General features: G+C 64.0%; 17 protein-coding genes. 5 read left to right on the top strand and 12 right to left on the bottom strand.

Annotation, left to right across the window (positions count from 1 at the left end):
- Positions 1 to 167 precede the first annotated feature (167 nt).
- From miaA to mutL, 4 genes are read right to left on the bottom strand one after another with little or no spacing between them, the layout of a single operon-like run.
- The gene (miaA, locus tag HY836_RS11375; RefSeq protein ID WP_290676269.1) at positions 168 to 1,127 is read right to left on the bottom strand and encodes a tRNA (adenosine(37)-N6)-dimethylallyltransferase MiaA; all 960 of its coding nucleotides are present in this window, start codon (positions 1,125 to 1,127) and stop codon (positions 168 to 170) included.
- On the bottom strand, positions 1,124 to 2,389 hold the full coding sequence (locus tag HY836_RS11370; protein ID WP_290676268.1) for a multidrug effflux MFS transporter: 1,266 nt from the start codon (positions 2,387 to 2,389) through the stop codon (positions 1,124 to 1,126). The genes miaA and HY836_RS11370 overlap by 4 nt, the downstream gene beginning before the upstream one ends.
- Positions 2,376 to 3,734, bottom strand: coding sequence for a pseudouridine synthase (locus HY836_RS11365; protein WP_290676267.1), 1,359 nt, complete (start codon positions 3,732 to 3,734; stop codon positions 2,376 to 2,378). The genes HY836_RS11370 and HY836_RS11365 overlap by 14 nt, the downstream gene beginning before the upstream one ends.
- Positions 3,735 to 3,773: 39 nt before the next feature.
- Positions 3,774 to 5,834 carry a DNA mismatch repair endonuclease MutL gene (gene mutL / locus HY836_RS11360; protein WP_290676266.1) on the bottom strand — a complete coding sequence of 687 codons (2,061 nt, stop codon included), beginning with the start codon at positions 5,832 to 5,834 and terminating at the stop codon, positions 3,774 to 3,776.
- A 78-nt stretch (positions 5,835 to 5,912) separates the two neighbouring features.
- Between mutL and HY836_RS11355 the strand changes: the two genes are divergently transcribed.
- Complete coding sequence (locus HY836_RS11355; RefSeq protein ID WP_290676265.1) at positions 5,913 to 6,563, top strand: DedA family protein; 651 nt, start codon at positions 5,913 to 5,915, stop codon at positions 6,561 to 6,563.
- A gap of 57 nt (positions 6,564 to 6,620) precedes the next feature.
- On the opposite strand, the gene HY836_RS11350 is transcribed toward HY836_RS11355, so the two are convergent.
- Together HY836_RS11350 and tsaE are read right to left on the bottom strand one after the other, a co-directional pair.
- Complete coding sequence (locus HY836_RS11350; protein ID WP_290676264.1) at positions 6,621 to 8,216, bottom strand: N-acetylmuramoyl-L-alanine amidase; 1,596 nt, start codon at positions 8,214 to 8,216, stop codon at positions 6,621 to 6,623.
- Entirely contained in the window at positions 8,209 to 8,745 is a 537-nt protein-coding gene (gene tsaE / locus HY836_RS11345; protein ID WP_290676301.1) for a tRNA (adenosine(37)-N6)-threonylcarbamoyltransferase complex ATPase subunit type 1 TsaE, read from the bottom strand. The genes HY836_RS11350 and tsaE overlap by 8 nt, the downstream gene beginning before the upstream one ends.
- 96 nt (positions 8,746 to 8,841) lie before the next feature.
- Between tsaE and queG the strand changes: the two genes are divergently transcribed.
- Positions 8,842 to 9,933, top strand: a complete 1,092-nt coding sequence (queG, locus tag HY836_RS11340; protein WP_290676263.1) for a tRNA epoxyqueuosine(34) reductase QueG — start codon at positions 8,842 to 8,844, stop codon at positions 9,931 to 9,933.
- A gap of 29 nt (positions 9,934 to 9,962) precedes the next feature.
- On the opposite strand, the gene HY836_RS11335 is transcribed toward queG, so the two are convergent.
- Entirely contained in the window at positions 9,963 to 11,282 is a 1,320-nt protein-coding gene (locus HY836_RS11335; protein WP_290676262.1) for a lytic murein transglycosylase, read from the bottom strand.
- Positions 11,283 to 11,430: 148 nt separating this feature from the next.
- Here HY836_RS11335 and HY836_RS11330 point away from each other — a divergent pair, with 148 nt between their 5' ends.
- On the top strand, positions 11,431 to 11,691 hold the full coding sequence (locus tag HY836_RS11330) for a DUF1488 family protein (RefSeq protein WP_290676261.1): 261 nt from the start codon (positions 11,431 to 11,433) through the stop codon (positions 11,689 to 11,691).
- 43 nt (positions 11,692 to 11,734) lie between these two features.
- Here the strand turns inward: HY836_RS11330 and HY836_RS11325 are convergent, their stop codons facing one another.
- Together HY836_RS11325 and HY836_RS11320 are read right to left on the bottom strand one after the other, a co-directional pair.
- Entirely contained in the window at positions 11,735 to 12,712 is a 978-nt protein-coding gene (locus HY836_RS11325) for an NADPH:quinone oxidoreductase family protein (RefSeq protein WP_290676260.1), read from the bottom strand.
- Positions 12,713 to 12,766: 54 nt separating this feature from the next.
- Positions 12,767 to 13,663, bottom strand: coding sequence for a neutral zinc metallopeptidase (locus HY836_RS11320; RefSeq protein WP_290676300.1), 897 nt, complete (start codon positions 13,661 to 13,663; stop codon positions 12,767 to 12,769).
- Positions 13,664 to 13,759: 96 nt separating this feature from the next.
- On the opposite strand from HY836_RS11320, the gene HY836_RS11315 reads away from it, so the two are divergent.
- The gene (locus tag HY836_RS11315; RefSeq protein ID WP_290676259.1) at positions 13,760 to 15,337 is read left to right on the top strand and encodes a glycosyltransferase family 39 protein; all 1,578 of its coding nucleotides are present in this window, start codon (positions 13,760 to 13,762) and stop codon (positions 15,335 to 15,337) included.
- Between the two features lie 130 nt (positions 15,338 to 15,467).
- Entirely contained in the window at positions 15,468 to 17,102 is a 1,635-nt protein-coding gene (nadB, locus tag HY836_RS11310) for an L-aspartate oxidase (RefSeq protein ID WP_290676258.1), read from the top strand.
- A 15-nt stretch (positions 17,103 to 17,117) separates the two neighbouring features.
- Here the strand turns inward: nadB and HY836_RS11305 are convergent, their stop codons facing one another.
- The 3 genes from HY836_RS11305 to nadC form a co-directional block, all read right to left on the bottom strand.
- On the bottom strand, positions 17,118 to 18,014 hold the full coding sequence (locus tag HY836_RS11305; protein WP_290676257.1) for a hypothetical protein: 897 nt from the start codon (positions 18,012 to 18,014) through the stop codon (positions 17,118 to 17,120).
- A gap of 124 nt (positions 18,015 to 18,138) precedes the next feature.
- On the bottom strand, positions 18,139 to 18,438 hold the full coding sequence (locus HY836_RS11300; protein ID WP_290676256.1) for a late competence development ComFB family protein: 300 nt from the start codon (positions 18,436 to 18,438) through the stop codon (positions 18,139 to 18,141).
- Positions 18,439 to 18,540: 102 nt separating this feature from the next.
- Complete coding sequence (gene nadC, locus HY836_RS11295; RefSeq protein WP_290676255.1) at positions 18,541 to 19,449, bottom strand: carboxylating nicotinate-nucleotide diphosphorylase; 909 nt, start codon at positions 19,447 to 19,449, stop codon at positions 18,541 to 18,543.
- Positions 19,450 to 19,475: the final 26 nt, after the last annotated feature.

Raw genomic sequence — 19,475 nt, 5'->3', positions numbered from 1 at the left:
TAACCCAAATCAAACCTGGCAGGCTTTGCCGAAGAACCTGCTGTATCTGTGGCAGAAACCACATGGCGGCTAACGTTGAACTGCAAGTCGCAGTTTGCCCTGTTTGCCTGTGCTTGCAATGAGCAATCAGGCCTGTTTCCGTGAGGGTTTTTGGCTGATGTGGTCGTTCAGCGTGGCAAGCCAAAGGCGCTTCGCACACCGTCAAGCGCATGGGGCTGATCGCAGTGCACCACGATGCGTTGCGGCATGCTGCGCAACCAGGTGATCTGGCGTTTGGCCAACTGGCGCGTGGCCGCAATGCCTTTGTCCATCACGTCTTTGAGCACGGCTGGGTTGCTCAGGTCTTGTCCCGCGTCCAGGGCTTCCCAGACCTGGCGGTAGCCAACGCATCGGATGGCGGGCAGGCCCACATGCAGGTCAGGGCGTTGGCGCAGGCGTTTGACTTCATCGATGAAGCCGGCCTGCATCATCAGCTCGAAGCGTTGTGCCACGCGTTGATGCAGCCAGGCGCGGTCTGTCGGCTCCAGTGAGACGAGGATGGCATCGTGCTGCGGCTCATCTTGCTTGCGGGCACGTTGATGAAAGCTGGACAGGGGCTGACCCGTGCTGTGCCAGACCTCCAGTGCGCGCTGGATGCGTTGGGTGTCGCCGGGGGCCAGGCGCGCGGCGGTGATCGGGTCAACCTGGGCCAGCTCGGCATGCATCGCGGGTGTGCCGCGCTCGGCGATCTGCGCATCCAGCATGGCGCGGATGGCCGGGTCAGCTGAAGGCATGTCGTCCAGGCCTTCGAGCAGGGCCTTGATGTAGAGCATGGTGCCGCCCACCAGCAGGGGCGTGCGGCCTCGTGCGCGAATCTCGCCGATCAGACGCTGGGTGTCTTGCACGAAGCGGGCTGCGCTGTAGCTCTCGGTGGGGTCGAGGATGTCGATGAGGTGGTGCGGTACGGCGGCCATCTCATCGGCGGAAGGTTTGGCGGTGCCAATGTCCATGCCCTTGTAGATCAGGGCTGAATCCACGCTGATGATCTCGATGTCCACATCCTGCGCGAGTGCCAGGGCGGCTGCGGTCTTGCCGCAAGCGGTGGGGCCGGCGAGGATCCAGGTGGGTTGCTTCGTCATCTCGTTCATGCTGGTGCGCTGTGGTGGTGGCCATCGCGTTGCACGCGACCGAGCGCCACCCAGGCTGTCATGGCGCCGCCGATGCCCATGCCCAGCGTCATCGGGTGGATGGTGCCGGCCCACGCTGGCAGCGAGGTCCACCAGGACATCAAGGCGCCAATCAGGAAGGCGATGCTCGACAGCACGAAGCCTGACAGGGCGGAGGCGGCGCCCGCTTGCGTGGGAAAGGCCGAGACCACGCCCGTCTGCCCGCAAGGCTGGTGGATGCCGTGTGCAAAGGCGTACAGCCACATGCCGGGCAGCAGGCTCCAGGCCGGCACATGCCAGTTCCACATCCATTGCGCAGCCGACACCAGCACCAGCGCGATGCCGCCTGCCAGAGAACACCAGCCGGCCATGCGAACGGTGCCCACCAGACCTCGACGCGGCAGCATGCGGCGGCACAGAAAGGTGCCCATCAGGTAGGACAGGGACAGGGTGGACATGCCGAAGCCGTAGACCGTGCGGCTGGTGCCCAGCACATCGATGAACACGAAGGCTGACAGCGCGAGATAGACGAAGAGCCCGCCATAGGTGGACGAGGTCAGCATGGCGTGGGCGCGGAAGGTGGGGTGTTTCGAGATTTGCCACCAGTTGCGTGCCATGGTGCCCCAGTGCAGATGGCGCTGGCGGCGTTCATCGGGCAGGGTTTCGGGCAGGCGTGTCCAGATGAAGGCCCACGTGGCCAGACCAAACAGCCCCAGCAGGCCCATGGTGGCACGCCAGCCGAAGTAGGTGGCGGTCAGCCCGCCCAGGATGGGCCCAGCCAGCGCCAGGACGCCCAGGCCACTCATGCCTTTGGCCATCATGCGTGCGCCTTGTTCGGGCACATACAGATCGCGGATCATGGCGCGGCCGCACATCACGGCCGCTGACAGGCTCGCGCCTTGCGCCACGCGCGCCAGGATCATCATGCTGAGGTCCTGCGCGACCATGGTCAAGCCGCTGGCCAGCACGTAAAAGCCCAGACCCCAGCGCAGCACGGGGCGGCGGCCAAAGCGGTCCGAGATTGGTCCCCAGATCAATTGCCCGAAGCCAAACGCCAGGATCATGGATGACAGCGTCCATTGCACGTGTGCCGAGTCCAGACCCAATTCGCGCTGCATCTGAGGCAAGCCCGGCAGGTAGACGTCTGTCGTGATGGGCTGCAGGCCCGTGAGCAGGCTCAGGGCCGTGATCACCACCCAGGCGGGCAGCGTCCGATCAGCACCCGTGTGCTCAGAAACGCTCATCAGGCCTCAGGAAACGCCATTGACCCAGCGGCAGCTTGCCCAGGGTGACGCTGCCCATGCGCACGCGCTTGAGGCCCACCACCTTGAGGCCGACGAGTTCGCACATGCGGCGGATCTGGCGCTTGCGGCCCTCGCGCAGTACGAAGCGCAATTGCTGCTCGTTCTGCCACGACACCTGTGCGGGTTTGAGTTGACGGCCATCCAGTTCCAGGCCGAACTTCAGTTGCTCGATGGCCTCGGGCGGCACCACGGCCGAGACGTTTTCGGCCTCGGGTGCCGATTCATAGACCACGCGCACCAGGTACTCTTTTTCGACACCCGAGTCTTCGCCGATCAGGTGCTTGGCGATGCGGCCATCCTGCGTGAGCACGAGCAGGCCGGTGGAGTCGATGTCCAGCCGGCCGGCGGGCGCCAGGTTCTTGAGGTGACCACGTGTCAGTTGCACGGGGAACTTGTCATCGTGCCAACGGTTCTCTGGGCGGATCAGGGCGACGGCGGGCTCATAGCCGTCTTCAGCCTGGCCGCTCACATAGCCAATGGGCTTGTGGATCAGGATGGTGACGCGTTGGGCCTGCTGTGTGCGTGCCAGCGGGTCAATGGTCACGACTTGATGGGGGAAGACGCGTGTACCGAGTTCGCTCACGACCTCACCATCGACGCTGACCCAGCCTTGCTCGATCCACTCATCAGCTTCACGGCGCGAGGCCAGGCCTTTTTCGCTCATGAGCTTGGACAGACGCAGTCGGCCGTCGTCCTCGCGGGGCTCGACTGGGGGCTGAGGCTGGCGGGGTGCCTCGTAGCCTTGGGAGGCGCGTGTGGCCGAATGGCCATCAGCGCGGCGATGGTCGCGGCGCGGGGCTTGTTCCGGGCGCTCATCTTGATAAGGCGCGCGGTCAGGCGTGCGGCCTCGATCGGCGCTGCTGCGCTGGTCCTGATCTCGGCGCGGCGCGGCTCGGCGATCGCCTTGCGGTGCCTGGCGTGGATCACGGCGCGGCTCGTTGCGGAAGTCGCCGCGGGCATCGCCACGCGGCTCGCTTCTTTGCTCACCACGAGGGGCGCCACGGCCTTCGCCTCGATCCTCTCCGCGGAACTCTCCACGATAAGCGCCACGTTCCTGGCTCGGTGCCTGTCGTGGGTCGCGACGCTGGGTCTGATCGTCGTGACGCGGGGCGGCACGCTCACGGGCTGCCGCTTCTTCGCGTGCCTGGGCGGCTTCAGCCGCCGACATGCGCTTGCGCGGCGCCGTACCACTGCCACGCACGGGTGGTTTGCGGTAGGGGCTGCCGGCTTGTTCTGGCTCGGCCTGGGCCGGTTTGGCCAGGCTCAATTTTTTTCGTTCGGTCATATGGGTGTCCGGCAGGGCGGCTGCGTGGGGCGAGGTGGCTCAGCGACCACGCAGGAAAAGGGCGTCAAGTTCTTTGAGTGTGAGCTGGCGCCAGGTCGGTCGCCCATGATTGCACTGATCGGCGCGTTCAGTGGCTTCCATATCGCGCAGGAGTGCATTCATTTCAGCCAGCGTGAGCCGACGGTTGGCGCGCACGGCGCCATGGCAAGCCATGGTGGCCAGCAGCTCGTGCTGCGCACGCTTGATCACGTCGCTGGCATCCAGTTGGGCCAGTTCAGCCAGCACCGAGCGCGCCAGTTCCACGCCGTCGGCCTGCGTCAAGGCCATGGGCAGCGAGCGCACGGCCAACTTGCCTGGGCCAATGGCATCGACATCCAGGCCCAGCGAGAGCAGGGCATCGCGTTGGGTCTCGGCTGTGGCCACTTCTTGCGGCGTGGCCGCAAACGTCAGCGGAATCAGCAGGGGCTGGCTTTCCAGCCGTTCGTGGGCCAGTTGCGCCTTCAGTCGTTCGTACACGACGCGTTCGTGGGCCGCATGCATGTCCACAATGATCAGGCCCTTGGCGTTCTCGGCCAGCACATAAATGCCTCCGATTTGAGCCACCGCACGGCCCAGCGGCCACTCGTGGCTGTCGTCCATGGTGGCGGGGGCGATCTGGCTGGTCCAGTCGTTGGCCGGTGGTTGGGCGGTAATCGGATCTCGGTTGATGGGGGGCGCGCCTGTTGCGAACGGCACAGGTACCTCATCCTCATTCGACGATGCCGACACCACGCGCGGCAGATTCAGGTCGGCAAACGGGTCTGGCGCGGCTGCGGTGGACAACACCGTGGCGGTGTCTTGCGTGTTATCGGTCGCGGTAGGCCAGCCGCCCCAACGGCGTTCGGGTGCGCTGTCCTGCACGCGCATCCAGGGCAGGGCAGTTTGTTGTGGCGGCGCCAGTTTGGGTGGCTCCGTGGTGGCTTGCAACTGGAAACCTGGTGATGCTTGTTCGCTGAGTGCTTGCGCAGGCGCATCAATGCGAGCCTGCTCCGCCAGGGCTTCGGCAGCCTGGCCAGCGCGTGACAAGGCCAGCGCAGCCTCGACGGCCTTGCGCGCAGCCTGGTGAACCTGACGTGAATCTCGGAAGCGCACCTCGATCTTGGTCGGGTGCACGTTCACGTCCACCAGTTCGGGGGCAATCTCGATGAACAGGGCGTAGGTGGGTTGGCGGGAACCATGCAGCACATCTTCATACGCCGAGCGCACGCCGTGCGCCAGCAGCTTGTCTCGCACATAACGGCCGTTGACGTAGCAGTACTGCCAGTCGGCACGTGAGCGGGCAGCATCAGGCAGGCCTGCGCGGCCATGGATGCGCATGGGCCCGATGGCCAGATCCACCTCTCGGCTGGTGCGCACGAATTCTTCGCCCAGCACATCGGCCAGGCGTTGCGCAGGCGTGCCTGGGCGCAACTGTTCGACCAGCTTGCCTTCATGCCACACGCTGAAGCCCACATCCGGACGAGCCAGGGCATGGCGGCGAACGGCTTCCAGGCAGTGCGCCAGTTCGGTGGCGTCACTCTTGAGGAACTTGCGGCGTGCGGGCGTGCTGAAAAACAGCTCGCGCACTTCAACGCTGGTGCCCACAGCGCGGGCAGCCGGTGTCAACTCGCCTGAACGCGCATCCAGGCGATGGGCATGGGCGGCATCCGGTGTGCGGCTGGACAAAGAGGTTTCAGACACCGACGCAATCGCGGCCAGCGCTTCGCCACGGAAGCCCATGGTGGCCACATGCTCCAGGTCATCCAGCGAGCGGATCTTGCTGGTGGCATGGCGACGCAAGGCCAGCGGCAGCTCTGGCACGGGGATGCCGCAGCCGTCGTCTTCCACGAGGATCTGGCGCACGCCACCGGCCAGCAGCTTGACGGTGATCTGGCTCGCGCCTGAATCCAGCGCGTTGTCCACCAGTTCGCGCACAACGGAAGCAGGCCGTTCCACCACCTCGCCGGCAGCGATTTGGCTGATCAGTTCGTCGGGCAACTCCTGGATCGTACGGCGCGCTGGCGCAGGCTCAGGGGATGAGGTGTCCGAAAATGCAGGGTTGCGGGCGGGCTCAGGCGTCATCCCGCTATTGTAGAAGCCCCGGCTTCAGGGTGTGGGGCGATGTCGCCGAAGGGGCAATCCCGGCCATAATGCGCCGCCATGGATATCGCACACTTTCTGATTGACTTCATCCTGCACGTCGACAAGCACCTTGCCGAGTTTGTGCAGATGTATGGCGTGTGGGTTTACGGCCTGCTGTTCCTCATCGTGTTTGTGGAAACCGGCCTCGTTGTGATGCCTTTCCTGCCCGGTGACTCCTTGTTGTTCATGGTGGGAGCCTTGGCTGGCACAGGCGCCATGAGCTTGCCGGTGGCCATGGCCGTCTTGCTGGCGGCGGCGATCCTGGGCGATCAACTGAATTACTCGATCGGGCGCTATATCGGCCCCAAGGTGTTCCAGTGGGAAAACTCGCGCTGGTTCAACCGCAAGGCCTTTGATTCGGCGCACGCGTTCTATGAAAAGCACGGTGGTGTCACCATCATCGTGGCGCGCTTCATGCCATTCATTCGTACGTTCGCGCCGTTTGTGGCCGGCGTGGCTGAGATGAACCGTGCCACTTTCACGGCTTACAACGTGGTCGGCGCCCTGATCTGGGTCCTGGGCCTGACCACGGTGGGTTACTACTTTGGCAACATCCCCTTCGTGCAGCAGCATCTGAGCAAGATCATCTGGGCGATGATCCTGGTGCCCGGCCTGATTGCCTTGTATGGCGGCTGGAAGGCGAGTCGTTCAGCCAGTCGGGCGGCTTGAGCGTACGTTGAGCGACTTAAGGAGCCCGCATGTGGGCTCCTGTCGGCCAAGGGTGCTTTACAGCGCGCGATTGCGGGCTAGTGGCGGGTTTTTGGCGAAGTAGCGCTGGATGCCTTGCAGCAGGGCATCCGCCAGCTCGCGCTGGTAGTCGTCATCCTGGAGTTTGGCTTCTTCCTCCGGGTTCGAGATGAAACCGGTTTCAACCAGGATGGAAGGAATGTCAGGTGCCTTGAGCACGGCAAAGCCAGCTTGCTCGACTTTGCCTCGGTGCAGCTTGCCGATCTTGCCCAGGTGGCCCAGCACGGCATGGCCCAGCTTGAGGCTGTCCTTGATCTGCGCGGTGGTGGACATGTCCAGCAAGGTGCGCATCACGGTCGCATCCTTGTTCTTGATGTTGACGCCGCCGACCTGATCCGACGAGTTCTCCTTGCGTGCCATCCAGCGCGCTGCCGCACTGGATGCGCCGGTTTCCGACAGTGCGAATACCGAGGCGCCGCGTGCCTGCGGGTTCATGAAGGCATCGGCATGGATGGACACGAAGAGATCTGCTCGTACGCGACGGGCCTTGACCACGCGCTCGTGCAAGGGCACGAAGTAGTCGGATTCCCGCGTGAGCATGGCGCGCATGCCGGGTTGAGCGTTGATCAGGGCGCGCAGTTTGTGCGCCACCTTGAGCACAACGTCCTTTTCATACAAACCACTGGGGCCCACGGCACCAGGGTCTTCGCCGCCGTGGCCGGCATCCAGGGCGACGATGACCAGCCTTTGGGCGCCAGCCTTGGCGTTGCCGAGCAGGGCGTTGTCGCTGTCGACGCTGGCCTTGTCGGCGGTGCGGTCGGGGTTCTTGTCACTGGACTTGTCCAGAGGCTTGTCACCAGGACGGCCAGGCGGCGCCTTTGCCACAGCCTTGTCCGATGCACCCAGAGGGCGCTTGAGGTTGCCGATGAAGTCACCCAGGGCATCGTTCATCGCATCGGCGGCCTGATCGGATTGCGGATTAGGCAGGGCGGGGCGTGCGACGCCGGGGGCCGCAGGTGTGGCAGGCGCAGAGATGAAGGCGCCAGGGCTGCCGCCACTGGCTGGCAAGGCCGAAGCGCTGGCCGCCTGACCGCTGTTGCCGCTCGATGATGAGGCGCTGGGGGTGTTTGTCTGCGGGGCAGCTGAGGCTGATGGTGCTCCGGGCTGAGCTTGCAGCGCCATCCTCGGGTCAGGGGTCTGCGTGGGGTACAGGTCAAAAACCAGGCGATGCTGGTAGGCCGCCACAGGAGGCAAACCGAACACCTGTGGTTTGATGGCTTGTTTCAGATCCAGTACCAGTCGGGCCACGTTGGGGCGGTTCTGGCCGACCCGCACGCCGGCAATGAACGGGTCATCCGAGCGCACCTTGCTGACGATGTCGCGCAGTTGGGCGCTTAACGCGAGCCCCTCTATGTCGATCACCAGGCGCGTCGGGTTGGCTACTGAAAAGAAAGTGGCATTGAGCGGGACATCCGATTCCAGCGTGACCCGCGTGTAATCCGCTGCCGGCCACACGCGCACGGCCACCAGTTGGGCGCCAAAAGCAAGCTCCTTGGGACCCAGCACCATGATCAGGGTGCCGCCCAGCGCCTGCTTGAGCAGTTGTCGACGGTGAGACTGGTGACGCTTATCCATGGCTTAGCGCGCCCAGGGCATGTTGTCCAAGCGGGCTGGCCGCCTCGATGCGCACGGTGCGGCATTCACCCTCATCCAGCCGAGGTGGGGGCTGAATGTGGATCTGCAAGTCTGCGCGGGGCAACAGGCCTTGCGCTTTTTCGGGCCACTCGGCCAGCTTCAGGCCAGGCGCCGCGAAGATGTCGCGAAAGCCAGCGTCTTCCCACTCCTGCGGATCGTTGAAGCGGTAGAAATCGAAATGGTGAATGGCCATGCCGGGCACGTCGTGGGACTCGACCACCGCATAGCTCGGGCTCTTGATGCGGCCCTGCACGCCCAACGCCCGCAGCAGGTGGCGGGTGAAGGTGGTTTTGCCCGCGCCCAGGGTGCCATGCAGTTCGATGTAGGCGGAATGCCCCGCCAGCAGGCCTGCTTGCAGCGCTTGCGCCAGTTCAGCGGCCATGGCTGCGCATGCGGCCTCATCTTTCCAGATGAAGTCGCGCACCGTCGCCGGTATGTTGGCGTTGGGGCCTTGCGGGCTTGCTACGATCGTCACATGCGTCATGTACTTCAGTCACCTCTTCCGGGCGTTGTTCCGGATGCCTGTCCGGGGGATTCGGGCCGGACGGCCGACCTCGCTCAGGTCATGGCGAGCTTGCGCCAATGGGCGACAGAATTGGGATTTTCTCAGATTGGCGTAGCTGATGTCGACTTGTCAAGTGCCGAGGCCCCATTGTTGGACTGGCTGGCGCGTGGTTTCCACGGGGACATGCACTACATGGCCAGCCATGGACTCAAGCGGGCCAGGCCTGCAGAGCTCGTCCCGGGCACGGTCAGGGTCATCACGGCACGCATGGATTATCTGCCTTCGAGCTTGCCTGAGCGGGCTGGCGAGTGGCAACGTGTCGAGTGGGAGCGGCTCAAGCAGCCTTCTGCCGCCGCGGTGTCGATGTACGCACGGGGGCGGGACTATCACAAGGTGCTGCGCAACCGCCTGCAGAAGCTGGCCGACAAGCTGGCCGAGCTGATCGGCCCGTTCGGCCACCGCGTGTTCACGGATTCGGCCCCTGTGCTGGAGGTCGAGCTGGCCAGCCGCAGTGGCCTGGGTTGGCGTGGCAAACACACTTTGCTGCTGTCGCGCGAGGCAGGATCGACCTTTTTCCTGGGCGAGATCTTTGTCGACATTGATTTGCCTGTCACCGAGCCTGAATCGGCGCATTGCGGATCCTGCCAGGCCTGCATGGATGTTTGCCCGACCCAGGCCATCGTGGGGGAGCGATTGGTGGATGCCCGTCGCTGCATTTCCTACCTCACGATCGAGCAGAGCGGTCCTATCCCTGTAGCGCTGCGCTCTTTGATCGGTAACCGCATCTACGGTTGCGATGATTGCCAGCTGGCTTGCCCCTGGAACAAGTTTGCACGTCGAGCCGTGTTGCCCGACTTCGATGTGCGACCAGCCCTGTCCAACCCGACCTTGTTGCAGTTGTGGCAGTGGGATGAGGCCACCTTTTTGCGCTTGACCGAAGGCAGTCCCATCAGGCGCATCGGCTTTGCGAGCTGGCAGCGCAATATGGCTGTGGCGCTGGGCAATGCCTTGCGGACCGAGCCTGATGAGGCCGCACTGATGGCCATGCGCAGGGCCTTGTCTGCCTGGTTGGTGCAGCCTCCGGTCGGGACCGATGTGGACCTGGTCGGCGAGCATGTTCAGTGGGCATTGGCTCAGAGGCCGGCCGACTGATCTTCACGCATCCGACAGGATTTTGTCCGTCAAGGTGTCTGCAGCAGCTGCATGAGCAAAGCCGAAGTGGGGTAGCCGTCTGCAGGCAAGTCCACACTGCGTTGAAACTGCTGTAGTGCACGACGTGTGGCTGGCCCCATCTGGCCATCAGGTTTGCCGCTGTCGAAGCCGCGCTGGTTCAGTGCGGTTTGCATGGACTGCACCTCGCTGCGTGTGAGTGGGCGCAGGTCTTTGGGCCAAGGCGCTTGAACACCAGGGCCTCCGCCGATGCGCTGCGCCAGCAAGCAAACAGTGAGGGCATAGCTGGTGGCGTTGTTGTAGCGCAGAACGGCCCGGTAGTTGCTGCCTACGATGAAAGCCGGCCCGCGCGCACCTGCGGGTTGCAAGATCGAGGCGTCGGCCAGGCTCGGGAGTGGCGTGTTATCCATGGTGCGCACGCCTTCTGCGGCCCATTGTGCGGAAGGCTGCCGCAACTGAGCATCGGCGCGTGAGGGGTCGAAGCTGGCCGGCAGTTGCACCTCTGTGCCCCAGGTTTCCTCTGCACGCCAGCCCGAACGGGCCAGGAAATGGGCTGTGGACGAGAGCACGTCGGCCATGCTGCCCCAGATGTCTCGCCGCCCATCGCCATCGGCATCAACGGCGTAGACCAGGTAGGACGAGGGCATGAATTGCGTCTGCCCCATGGCACCTGCCCATGATCCCACCATGCGTTCGCGGTCTATGTCCTTGCGTTGAACAATTTTGAGCGCGGCCAGCAGTTCGCTCTTGGCCCAGGCCTCGCGCCGGCCTTCGAACCCCAGGGTGGCCAGGGCGTCAAAGACGGGAACGTCGCCGTAGTTGCTGCCGTAGTTGCTCTCCAGGCCCCATACGGCCATCAGGACGGGTGTCGGTACGCCATAACGTGTGCTGGCGGCATCGGACTCCATCTTGAATTGGGCCAGCTTCTGCTGCCCCTGGGTAATGCGTTGGGGGGAGATGATGGCGTCCACGTAGTCCCACAGGGCCCGCGTGAACTCGGGCTGGGCGCGGTCCAGTTCCACCGCCCGAGAGCGCAAGCGCACACCATCCAGAGCGGCGTGCAGCGTGGCATCGTCAATACCTGCTGCGCGAGCTGTGTCACGAAAGTTTGCCAGCCACTTTGCAAAGCGTTCATCGACGGGCGCTTCGTTGACCAGGCCCGAGGGGGCCTGGATCAGGGCAGGGCTTTCCGCTGAAGAAGCGTTGGAGCTGGGGGCAGGGGCGCTCTTCGGTGTGGTGGTGGGGCCGGATGCGCACCCGGACAGCGCGGCAAGTATCAGCAGGGTTGAGTAAAGCGGCAGGCAGTGGCGTGTGAACGGCCTCTTGGACATGGAGGTGCGATGAAAGTGTTGATGCGAAGGTTGATCAGCATGCCACACGAGGTCATCGCCCGCATTTCTGGCGATATGTTGGTGTGGTGGCTGTTTATTTGGCTGCGCGCGTGCCATGCTCCATCATTCAACTCAGCGAGAGCTTGCCATGTCCTTCGAACCCTATTTCCACGACGCATCGGCCACGGTGCGTTTCTGGGTGCCGTCGGGGGAGTCGGGCATTGGCGCGATGATCGGCAGCGAAATACTCACGTATTGCTTCCGTGGTCGGGGCGATGAGGGGGAACCCATGAAGGTATACACCGCACATCGCGACCAGATTCACGAGGCGGTCCTGAAGCGCATGGCGGCAGGGGCCAGGGAACCGGTGATCTTGAAGCGCCACGATCTGGGCATTGTGGGCGCTTGAGGGAAGGGCGGCGCTGGGCCGCCTTCCTCATGATGCCGAGGCCTCAGCCGTTGACGAGCACAACCTTGCCGCGCACCTGACGTGAGCCCATCAAGGCAAATGCTTCCTTCAGTTGCGACATGGGCAACTGGTGTTCGATCACGGGCTTGATCTTGCCTTCCATGTACCAGGCCGCCAACTGCATCAGGCAGGCTGCATTGTTCTGCGGTTCGCGCTTGGCGAATTCACCCCAGAACACGCCCATCACCGAGGCGCCCTTGAGCAGCGCCAGGTTCAGGGGCAGCGCGGGGATGGGGCCGTTGGCAAAGCCGATGACCAGATGGCGACCGCGCCAGGCAATCGAGCGGAAGGCTTGCTCGGTCAGGTCACCACCCACCGGGTCGTAGATCACATCGGGGCCCTTGCCTTCGGTGATGGTCTTGAGTTCATCGCGCAGGTTCTGGCTCACGTAGTTGATGGTGGCGTCGGCACCCAACTCCTTGCACAAGGCGCACTTCTCGTCCGTTGACGCCGCAGCGATCACCTTGGCGCCTGCGGCCTTGGCGATCTGGATGGCCGCCGTGCCCACGCCCCCGGCGGCGCCCAGCACCAGCACGGTTTCACCGGCCTTGAGTGCAGCGCGGTCCAGCAGGCCGTGATAGGTGGTGCCATAGGTGCACAGGAAGGCCGCGGCATCTTCGAAAGAGAAGACCGGTGGCAAAGGCATCAGCATGGCAGCTGGTGCCACCGTGTGCGTGCCAAAGCCGCCTGTGCCCGCAAAACCTGCAACGTGGGTGCCCACGGCCAGGTGCTTGACGCCTTCGCCCACAGCCTCGACCACGCCGGCGAACTCGGCGCCAGGCACGATGGGCAGCGGTGGGCGCATCTGGTACTTGCCTTGCACGATCAGCAGATCGGGGAAGTTCAGGCTGGCCGCCTTGATGGCAATGCGTACTTCGCCTTTGCCGGGCTCGGGTGTGGGGCTTTCCTGCCAGGTTAGTGCATCGGGGCCGCTCAATTCGGTACAGGTCCAGGCTTGCATGGTGTTGTCTCCTTTATGGTCTTGGGTCTAGCTTGCGGATGCCATGCCGTGCTGTCAGACGGCATCCTTGGCGAAGGTGTTGCACTGGCGCATGTCGCCGGACGCCATGCCACGCTTGAACCAGGTCATGCGTTGCTGGCTGCTGCCGTGGGTGAAGCTCTCCGGTGAGACATGGCCACTGGCGTTGCGCTGCAAGGTGTCGTCGCCGATCTGGGCGGCCGCGTTCATGGCCTCTTCCACATCACCGGCTTCGATGACCTGGCGGGCCTGTTGGGCATGGTGGGCCCACACGCCGGCATAGCAGTCAGCCTGCAGTTCCAGCCGCACGCTCATGGCGTTGTATTGCGTCTTGCTCAGGCGCTGGCGCATCTCGTCGACCTTGGCCGATGTGCCCAGCAGATTCTGCACGTGGTGGCCCACCTCGTGGGCGATCACATAGGCTTGTGCGAAATCACCCGGCGCACCCAGGCGATCGCGCAACACGTCGTAAAAGCCCAGGTCGATGTAAACCTTGTGGTCACCGGGGCAGTAGAAGGGGCCTGTGGCAGCCTGGCCTTGGCCGCATGCCGTGGGCACCGATCCTCTGAAGAGCACGAGCCTGGGGTCCTGGTACTGCCCGCCGGCCTGTTTGAACAGTTCGCGCCAGACGTCTTCGGTGTCAGCCAGCACGGTGCTCACAAATCGGGTCTGTTCGTCATTGGCTGGGGTTTGGGATCGGCTGGCTGCAGGTTGGTGTGCGGGCGCCGGCGCACTCATGCCCCCACCGCCGCCGAGCATGTTGAGCACCGTCAGCGGGTTCACGCCCAGAAAGTAGCTGGCAACCAGTGCAATGGCCACCGATCCCAGGCCGAAACCTCGCCCCCCGAACGACATGCCCGGGCCACCGCCACCCCTGGCATCGTTTCGAACGTCTTCGACGTTGTCGCTTTCTCTGTTGCCTTGCCAGCGCATGGTGTCGTCCTTCAAATGCGGCGTGCTTGCCTCGCGGCATTCTAGGTCCGACATCGGAAACGGCGGGTGTTGGGGCCGCCTAGAATGCCGGGGCTTATGACGACGTCCAACCTGTTCGCTTTCAAGGGGTCCCTGCCCAGCCAAGATGCCGATGTGCGCATGCCCCGCAACTGGCTGTGGCTGGTGGCGATCGGCTCGCTGGCGTGGCGCCTGTGGGTGTCGGCTGCCTTGCCCTTGACGGGTGATGAAGCCTTGTTTTATTGGTGGGCGCGTTTTCTGGACTATGGCTATTACGACCACCCGCCGATGGTGGCCTGGTGGATCGCAGCGGCCCGTGCGCTGTTGGGCGATGCCAGTTGGGCCGTGCGCCTGCCCGCTACCTTGCTGCCACTGGGGGTGGGCTGGGCCATGTGGTGGGCCTGGTCACCCGTCAGTCGTGAACGTGCGGCCTGGGCCGTGCTGTTTTACTGGTTGGCGCCCGTCAACTGGCTCAATGCCCTGATCGCCACCGACTCGCCGCTCATCCTCTGGGCGGCCTGGTCTGCTGCGGCCATGGTGCGGGCGGAACAAGCCGCATCTCAAGGACAACGTGGTTGGGCCCTGTACCGCCTGTATGCCCTCAGTGGCTTGTTCATGGCGGCCGCGTTCCTGTCCAAATACTTTGCGGTGCTGCTGGGTATTGCCTACGTGGTGTATTTCCTGCTGTTTGCCCGCCAGCGCTGGCGTGGCTTTGCCGTGATGGTGTTGTGCGCCTTGCCCGGCGCGGCCCTCAACGTGGTCTGGAACCTGTACCACTGCTGGACCAACATCATGTTCAACCTGTTCAACCGCAATGAGGATGCGGTGGCATCGTGGGACACGGTACTGAGCTATGTGGGCATGATGGTCTACCTGATCAGCCCGGTGTTGCTGTGGATGGGCTGGAAGCACCGCGCAGCGCTGTTGCGAACGGTTCGTGGTCATGCCCTGCTCAGTTGTGTGGCCGTGGTGCCCTTGCTGCTCTTTGGCCTGATGTCCGCCAAGAAGGTGATCGGCCTGCACTGGGTGATGGGCTTCTACCCCTTTGCCTTTGTGTTGCTGGCGCTGGCACTGCCCGATGGCCGGGCCTTGTCTTCCACAGCCAGGGGCCTGACCGTGATCCTGGTGCTGCACCTCGTGGCCTCTGTGGCGCTGTCGGTGATGGGCTTGCATCAATGGCAGCACTTCCGCTATTACCACCGCCTGGTGGAGGCCGCCCGCAGCGAGCAGATGGTGCGGCAGGTTCAGTCGCCCGGCGTGGTGCTGGCTTCCAACGGGTACTCATCGGCCGCCATCTTTGGCTATGCCGCCAAGGCGCATGTGCCCGTGCTGGGCATGGGCAGCGTGCATGCACGCCAGGATGACCTGACGGTGGATTACAGTGCGCTGGAGGGCAAAACGATCCGCGTCATGGCCACCCGAGAGCCCTCGGTGGAGGACTATCGCCCGTATTTCGACCAGGTTCGCCTGTTGCGCTATGAGCAGGATGGCGCGCCCTTCTGGGCCGTGGAAGGCGTGAACTTCCACTTTGACATCTACCGTGACGTGGTCATGGCCGAGGTCAATCGCCGTTATTACCGCTTTCCGTCCTGGCTGCCGGTCAAGGGCTGCGCCTTCTGCCAGCGTCTGTGCGGAGCGGATCGCTGCACGCCTTGATGCATCACCTTGGTGCGGCGTCGGGCTTGAGGCCCTACATGTCGCTCAGGCAACCCAGGTCGAACGTGGGCGGGGATAGAATCGCCGCTCCTGCTGTCCCCAAGCTGTTCATCGAGGCCCTTGGTAACCTATGTCTGCTGCGACGGATTCGTCCTTGCCTGTTGTCATCATTGGGGCCGGTCTGGCCGGTTTGACGGTTGCATTGCACCTGGCGGAAACCCAGCCCGTGATCGTGCTGGCCAAGCGCCAGTTGGAAGAGGGCGCCACAGCCTGGGCACAGGGTGGCATCGTCGGCGTGCTGGGCAGCGATGACAGCATCGACTCTCATGTGCGTGATACCCAGGAGGCCGGTGCCGGCCTGGTGGACGAGCGCACGGCTGAATTCATTGCCCGCCACAGTGCCGAGGCGGTGGAGTGGCTGGTGGCACGCGGCGTGCCGTTCTCGCCCGATCCGGACGGCCCGCTGGGCTTGCACCTGACCCGTGAAGGTGGCCATGCCGTGCGCCGCATTGCGCACGCTGCCGATGCCACCGGCAAGGCCATCCACGATGTGCTGCTGGCGGAAGTCAAGCGCCATCCCAACATCCACTTGCGTGAGAAGTGGATGGCGATCGACCTGATCACCAATCGGCATCTCAAGAAGTCGGCGCAGGAGCAGCAGGAGGCACAACGTTGCCACGGCGTGTATGCGCTGGACATCGAAACCCAGCGAGTGGAGACCATGGCCGCATCGGCCGTGGTGCTGGCCACCGGTGGTGCCGGCAAGGTGTACCGCTACACGACCAATCCCGAGACCTCGACGGGTGATGGCATCGCCATGGCCTGGCGTGCGGGCTGCCGTGTGGGCAACATGGAGTTCATCCAGTTCCACCCGACCTGTCTGTACCACCCGCAAGAGCGCAGCTTCCTGATCACCGAAGCCCTGCGTGGCGAAGGCGGCATCCTGCGCTTGCCCGACGGCACCCGCTTCATGCAGGATCACGACGAGCGCGGCGAGCTGGCTCCCCGTGACATCGTCGCCCGCGCCATCGACTTCGAGATGAAGAAGCATGGCGCCGATCACGTCTGGCTGGATGCCACGCACCTGGGCGAAGCCTTCCTCAAAGAGCATTTCCCGACCATCTACGCGCGCTGCCTGTCACTGGGCATCGACATCGCGAAGCAGCCCATTCCCGTGGTGCCGGCAGCCCACTACACCTGTGGCGGTGTGGTGACCGATCTGCATGGCCGAACCGATCTGCCCGGCCTGTATGCCGTGGGCGAAACCACCTACACCGGCCTGCACGGCGCCAACCGCCTGGCCAGCAACTCCTTGCTGGAATGCGTGGTGCTGGGCAGAACGTGTGCCGAAGACGTGCAAGGCCAGATCCCGGCTTCGGCGCCCAAGGTGCCGGCCTGGGACGAAAGCCAGGTGACCGATGCCGATGAGGAAGTGGTCATTGCCCACAACTGGGACGAACTGCGCCTCGTGATGTGGAACTACGTGGGCATCGTGCGCACGACGCGCCGCCTGGAGCGGGCCCTGCATCGCATCAAGCTGCTGCGCAGCGAGATCGACGACTACTACGCGGCTTTCCGCGTGAGCCGCGACCTGCTGGAGCTGCGCAATCTGGTGGATTGCGCCGAGCTCATCGTGCGCTCCGCCTTGTCGCGCCAGGAAAGCCGCGGCCTGCATTTCAGCCGCGACTACCCGCGCACCTTGCCGGTCAGCTTCCCAACCATCCTGTGCAAGAAGCCCAAGAAGAAGGACGCCTGGCTGCCTTGAGCGCGCCTTGATGCATCAGTGCGCCGTGAACTGCGTCAGCCAATCCAGGTTGGCGTTGAGCGTCCAGGCCGCGCTGCCAGTCTGCCAGCCCGTGTCCAGGTTGTTCTGATTGCTCAGGCAGCCTTTGGCGCGGAAGTAGCAGTGGTCCGCCGAGCCATCCTGCACCTCGCTTTTGAGCACCATGCGCCAACCGCTGCCGTCCGGCTGCAGGCAGGTGGTGCCGGTACAGGTGTAGCCGCTCACCGCCACGCTGCTGGCTCTCACGGTTGATTGGCTGCCGCCCCCATAGATGTCGTTTTCGCCATTGATCACGCGCAGCCTGGCTTGAGGCAAGACGCGGTTGCCGTTGCCCACGCAGGCGTTCACGTTGTAGATGATGTAGTTCTTGTGCGCACCGGAGGCGTAGACGGCTTCCACGCGCGAGTCGAAGTTCTTGGACAGGATGCCCAGCAAGGCCCCCTGGCTGAAGCCGCCGACCACGATGCCCTTGCTGCAATCAGCCTGGTCACGTGAGCACAGGGCTGTAACCGCGCTTTGGGCGCTGGCCTGATCGAAGATGCACTTGCTGCGGGTGTTGAGGGTGTTGCAGTAGCCCATGGCCGAGTTGGCGTACTGGATGGTGGCGGCCACATAGCCACGATCGGCCATGCCTTGCACGGCCGCCATGGCCTGGGCGTTGTCATAGGTGTCGCTCGTACCCCCCATGTAGATGAACACGGGATGCCGACTTGAGTCGGCAGGTTCCTTGCCTTTGATCTGGTAGGTGGTGTTGCAGCTGCTCGATCCACCTTTGTAGGTGCTCGTGAAGTCCGCGGTGGCAGCGCGCGCAGGCAAGGACAGGGCCAGCAGGGCGGCAGCAAGTGGGGTGATGGCGGCACGGAGGCCACCGAGGCAGAAAAGGCGCTTGAACATGGGCGTCTCCGAATGAAAGTGGCCCATGCTGGCGCGGCTCACCTGACGACGATGTCGGTGGGTCGACAAAATGCGGGTTTGTTTGCCTCGGGCGAACCCGGGTGTGAGGCTGCTTCCTGTTCGCTCAGCGCCTTGCGCGCATGGCGTAGCGTGCCTGCACGAACTCGAAGGCGAACTTGACGGCGTCCTGGATCAACTGCTCGCTGTCCTGGCGCTCTTTCTCGGTCATGTGGAAGGCGAGGTCCACCTGGTGGCGGATGTAGCGAGGTGGCAGGCGATTGAGCGCCACGCAGGCCACGTCCGGCAGGTGATCCTTCTTGAGAAGCGGGTAGTTCGGCGCCAGATCAAGGACCTGGTCCACCACTTGTTTCTCGTAATAGTTGTGCAGGGTTGTGAAGTCGGCGGCCATGGCGATGGTGTCCATCCCTATCGAGACAAACGGCAGTGTCGCCCAGCCCGGCTTTCCTGTGTCGTGAAAAATGGGGCTTTAAGCGCGGCTTGTTGGCCCAATTTCCAGCGGCCTTGATCAGGCGCCGATGCGCTCCAGCACGCGCAGCGAGAAGTCCACGGCCTTGACGTCCTTGGTCAGCTTGCCGATCGAGATGCGGTCCACGCCGGTCACGGCGATGTCGCGGAGCTGGTCCAGGGTGACGCCGCCCGACACTTCCAGCAGGGCTTCGCCCTTGGCCAGTTCCTTGTTAAGGGCCACGGCCGCACGCATCATGTCGTAATCGAAGTTGTCCAGCAGGACGCTCAGCGCACCAGCGGCCAGGGCTTCGCGTAATTCGTCCAGGTTTTCAACCTCGACCTGGATGGTGATCTGTTCACGCTGCGGCGAGGGCTGGGCCGCCACCAGGGCTTGCGCGTTCTTCACGGCGGCGGTCACGCTACCAGCAGCTGCAATGTGGTTTTCCTTGATCAGGATGCCGTCATACAGGGCCAGGCGCTGGTTGGCGCCACCTCCCACGCGCACGGCGTATTTTTGCGCCAGGCGCAGGCCGGGCAGGGTTTTGCGGGTGTCCAGCACTACGCAGCCACGCGGGTTGGGCGAGGCGCCTTCGATGGCCTTCATGTGGCGATGGGTGAGGGTGGCCACGGCCGACAGCGTCTGCAGGAAGTTGATGCCCGGACGCTCGGCTGTCAGCATGGCGCGCGCATCGCACTCGATCAGGCACACCTCGGTGTCGGGTGCCATCAGGGCGCCTTCTGCATAGGCCCAGGTGATGCTGGCTTGGGGGTCGAGCTTGAACAGGCAGGCCTCGAACCAGTCCCGGCCACACAGCACGGCCTCTTCACGCACGATCAGGCGCGACTTCACGCGCTGGCCGGCGGGTACCAGTTGCGCAGTCCAGTCGCACACGCCGACGTCTTCGAACAGGGCGTCGCGCACATTGCGGTCGCGGGCTTCTTGCAGGGTCTCGTTGTGGTCAAACATGGTGAATCGATACGGATAAGTCGTGC

This window comes from Aquabacterium sp. (assembly GCF_016234775.1).
Classification (GTDB): domain Bacteria; phylum Pseudomonadota; class Gammaproteobacteria; order Burkholderiales; family Burkholderiaceae_C; genus Aquabacterium.
Note: the sequence above shows the minus strand (reverse complement) of the source record. Positions and strands in the feature narration are given on the sequence as shown.

Bases quoted from the DNA above. Each gene is read 5' to 3' on its own strand.
- mutL (WP_290676266.1), bottom strand. From the start codon at position 5,834: ATGACGCCTGAGCCCGCCCGCAACCCTGCATTTTCGGACACCTCATCC.
- queG (WP_290676263.1), top strand. From the start codon at position 8,842: ATGGCGAGCTTGCGCCAATGGGCGACAGAATTGGGATTTTCTCAGATT.
- HY836_RS11315 (WP_290676259.1), top strand. From the start codon at position 13,760: ATGACGACGTCCAACCTGTTCGCTTTCAAGGGGTCCCTGCCCAGCCAA.
- HY836_RS11330 (WP_290676261.1), top strand. From the start codon at position 11,431: ATGTCCTTCGAACCCTATTTCCACGACGCATCGGCCACGGTGCGTTTC.
- HY836_RS11350 (WP_290676264.1), bottom strand. From the start codon at position 8,216: ATGGATAAGCGTCACCAGTCTCACCGTCGACAACTGCTCAAGCAGGCG.
- HY836_RS11355 (WP_290676265.1), top strand. From the start codon at position 5,913: ATGGATATCGCACACTTTCTGATTGACTTCATCCTGCACGTCGACAAG.
- HY836_RS11320 (WP_290676300.1), bottom strand. From the start codon at position 13,663: ATGCGCTGGCAAGGCAACAGAGAAAGCGACAACGTCGAAGACGTTCGA.
- miaA (WP_290676269.1), bottom strand. From the start codon at position 1,127: ATGAACGAGATGACGAAGCAACCCACCTGGATCCTCGCCGGCCCCACC.
- HY836_RS11370 (WP_290676268.1), bottom strand. From the start codon at position 2,389: ATGAGCGTTTCTGAGCACACGGGTGCTGATCGGACGCTGCCCGCCTGG.
- HY836_RS11325 (WP_290676260.1), bottom strand. From the start codon at position 12,712: ATGCAAGCCTGGACCTGTACCGAATTGAGCGGCCCCGATGCACTAACC.
- HY836_RS11365 (WP_290676267.1), bottom strand. From the start codon at position 3,734: ATGACCGAACGAAAAAAATTGAGCCTGGCCAAACCGGCCCAGGCCGAG.
- nadB (WP_290676258.1), top strand. From the start codon at position 15,468: ATGTCTGCTGCGACGGATTCGTCCTTGCCTGTTGTCATCATTGGGGCC.
- HY836_RS11335 (WP_290676262.1), bottom strand. From the start codon at position 11,282: ATGTCCAAGAGGCCGTTCACACGCCACTGCCTGCCGCTTTACTCAACC.
- HY836_RS11300 (WP_290676256.1), bottom strand. From the start codon at position 18,438: ATGGACACCATCGCCATGGCCGCCGACTTCACAACCCTGCACAACTAT.
- HY836_RS11305 (WP_290676257.1), bottom strand. From the start codon at position 18,014: ATGTTCAAGCGCCTTTTCTGCCTCGGTGGCCTCCGTGCCGCCATCACC.
- nadC (WP_290676255.1), bottom strand. From the start codon at position 19,449: ATGTTTGACCACAACGAGACCCTGCAAGAAGCCCGCGACCGCAATGTG.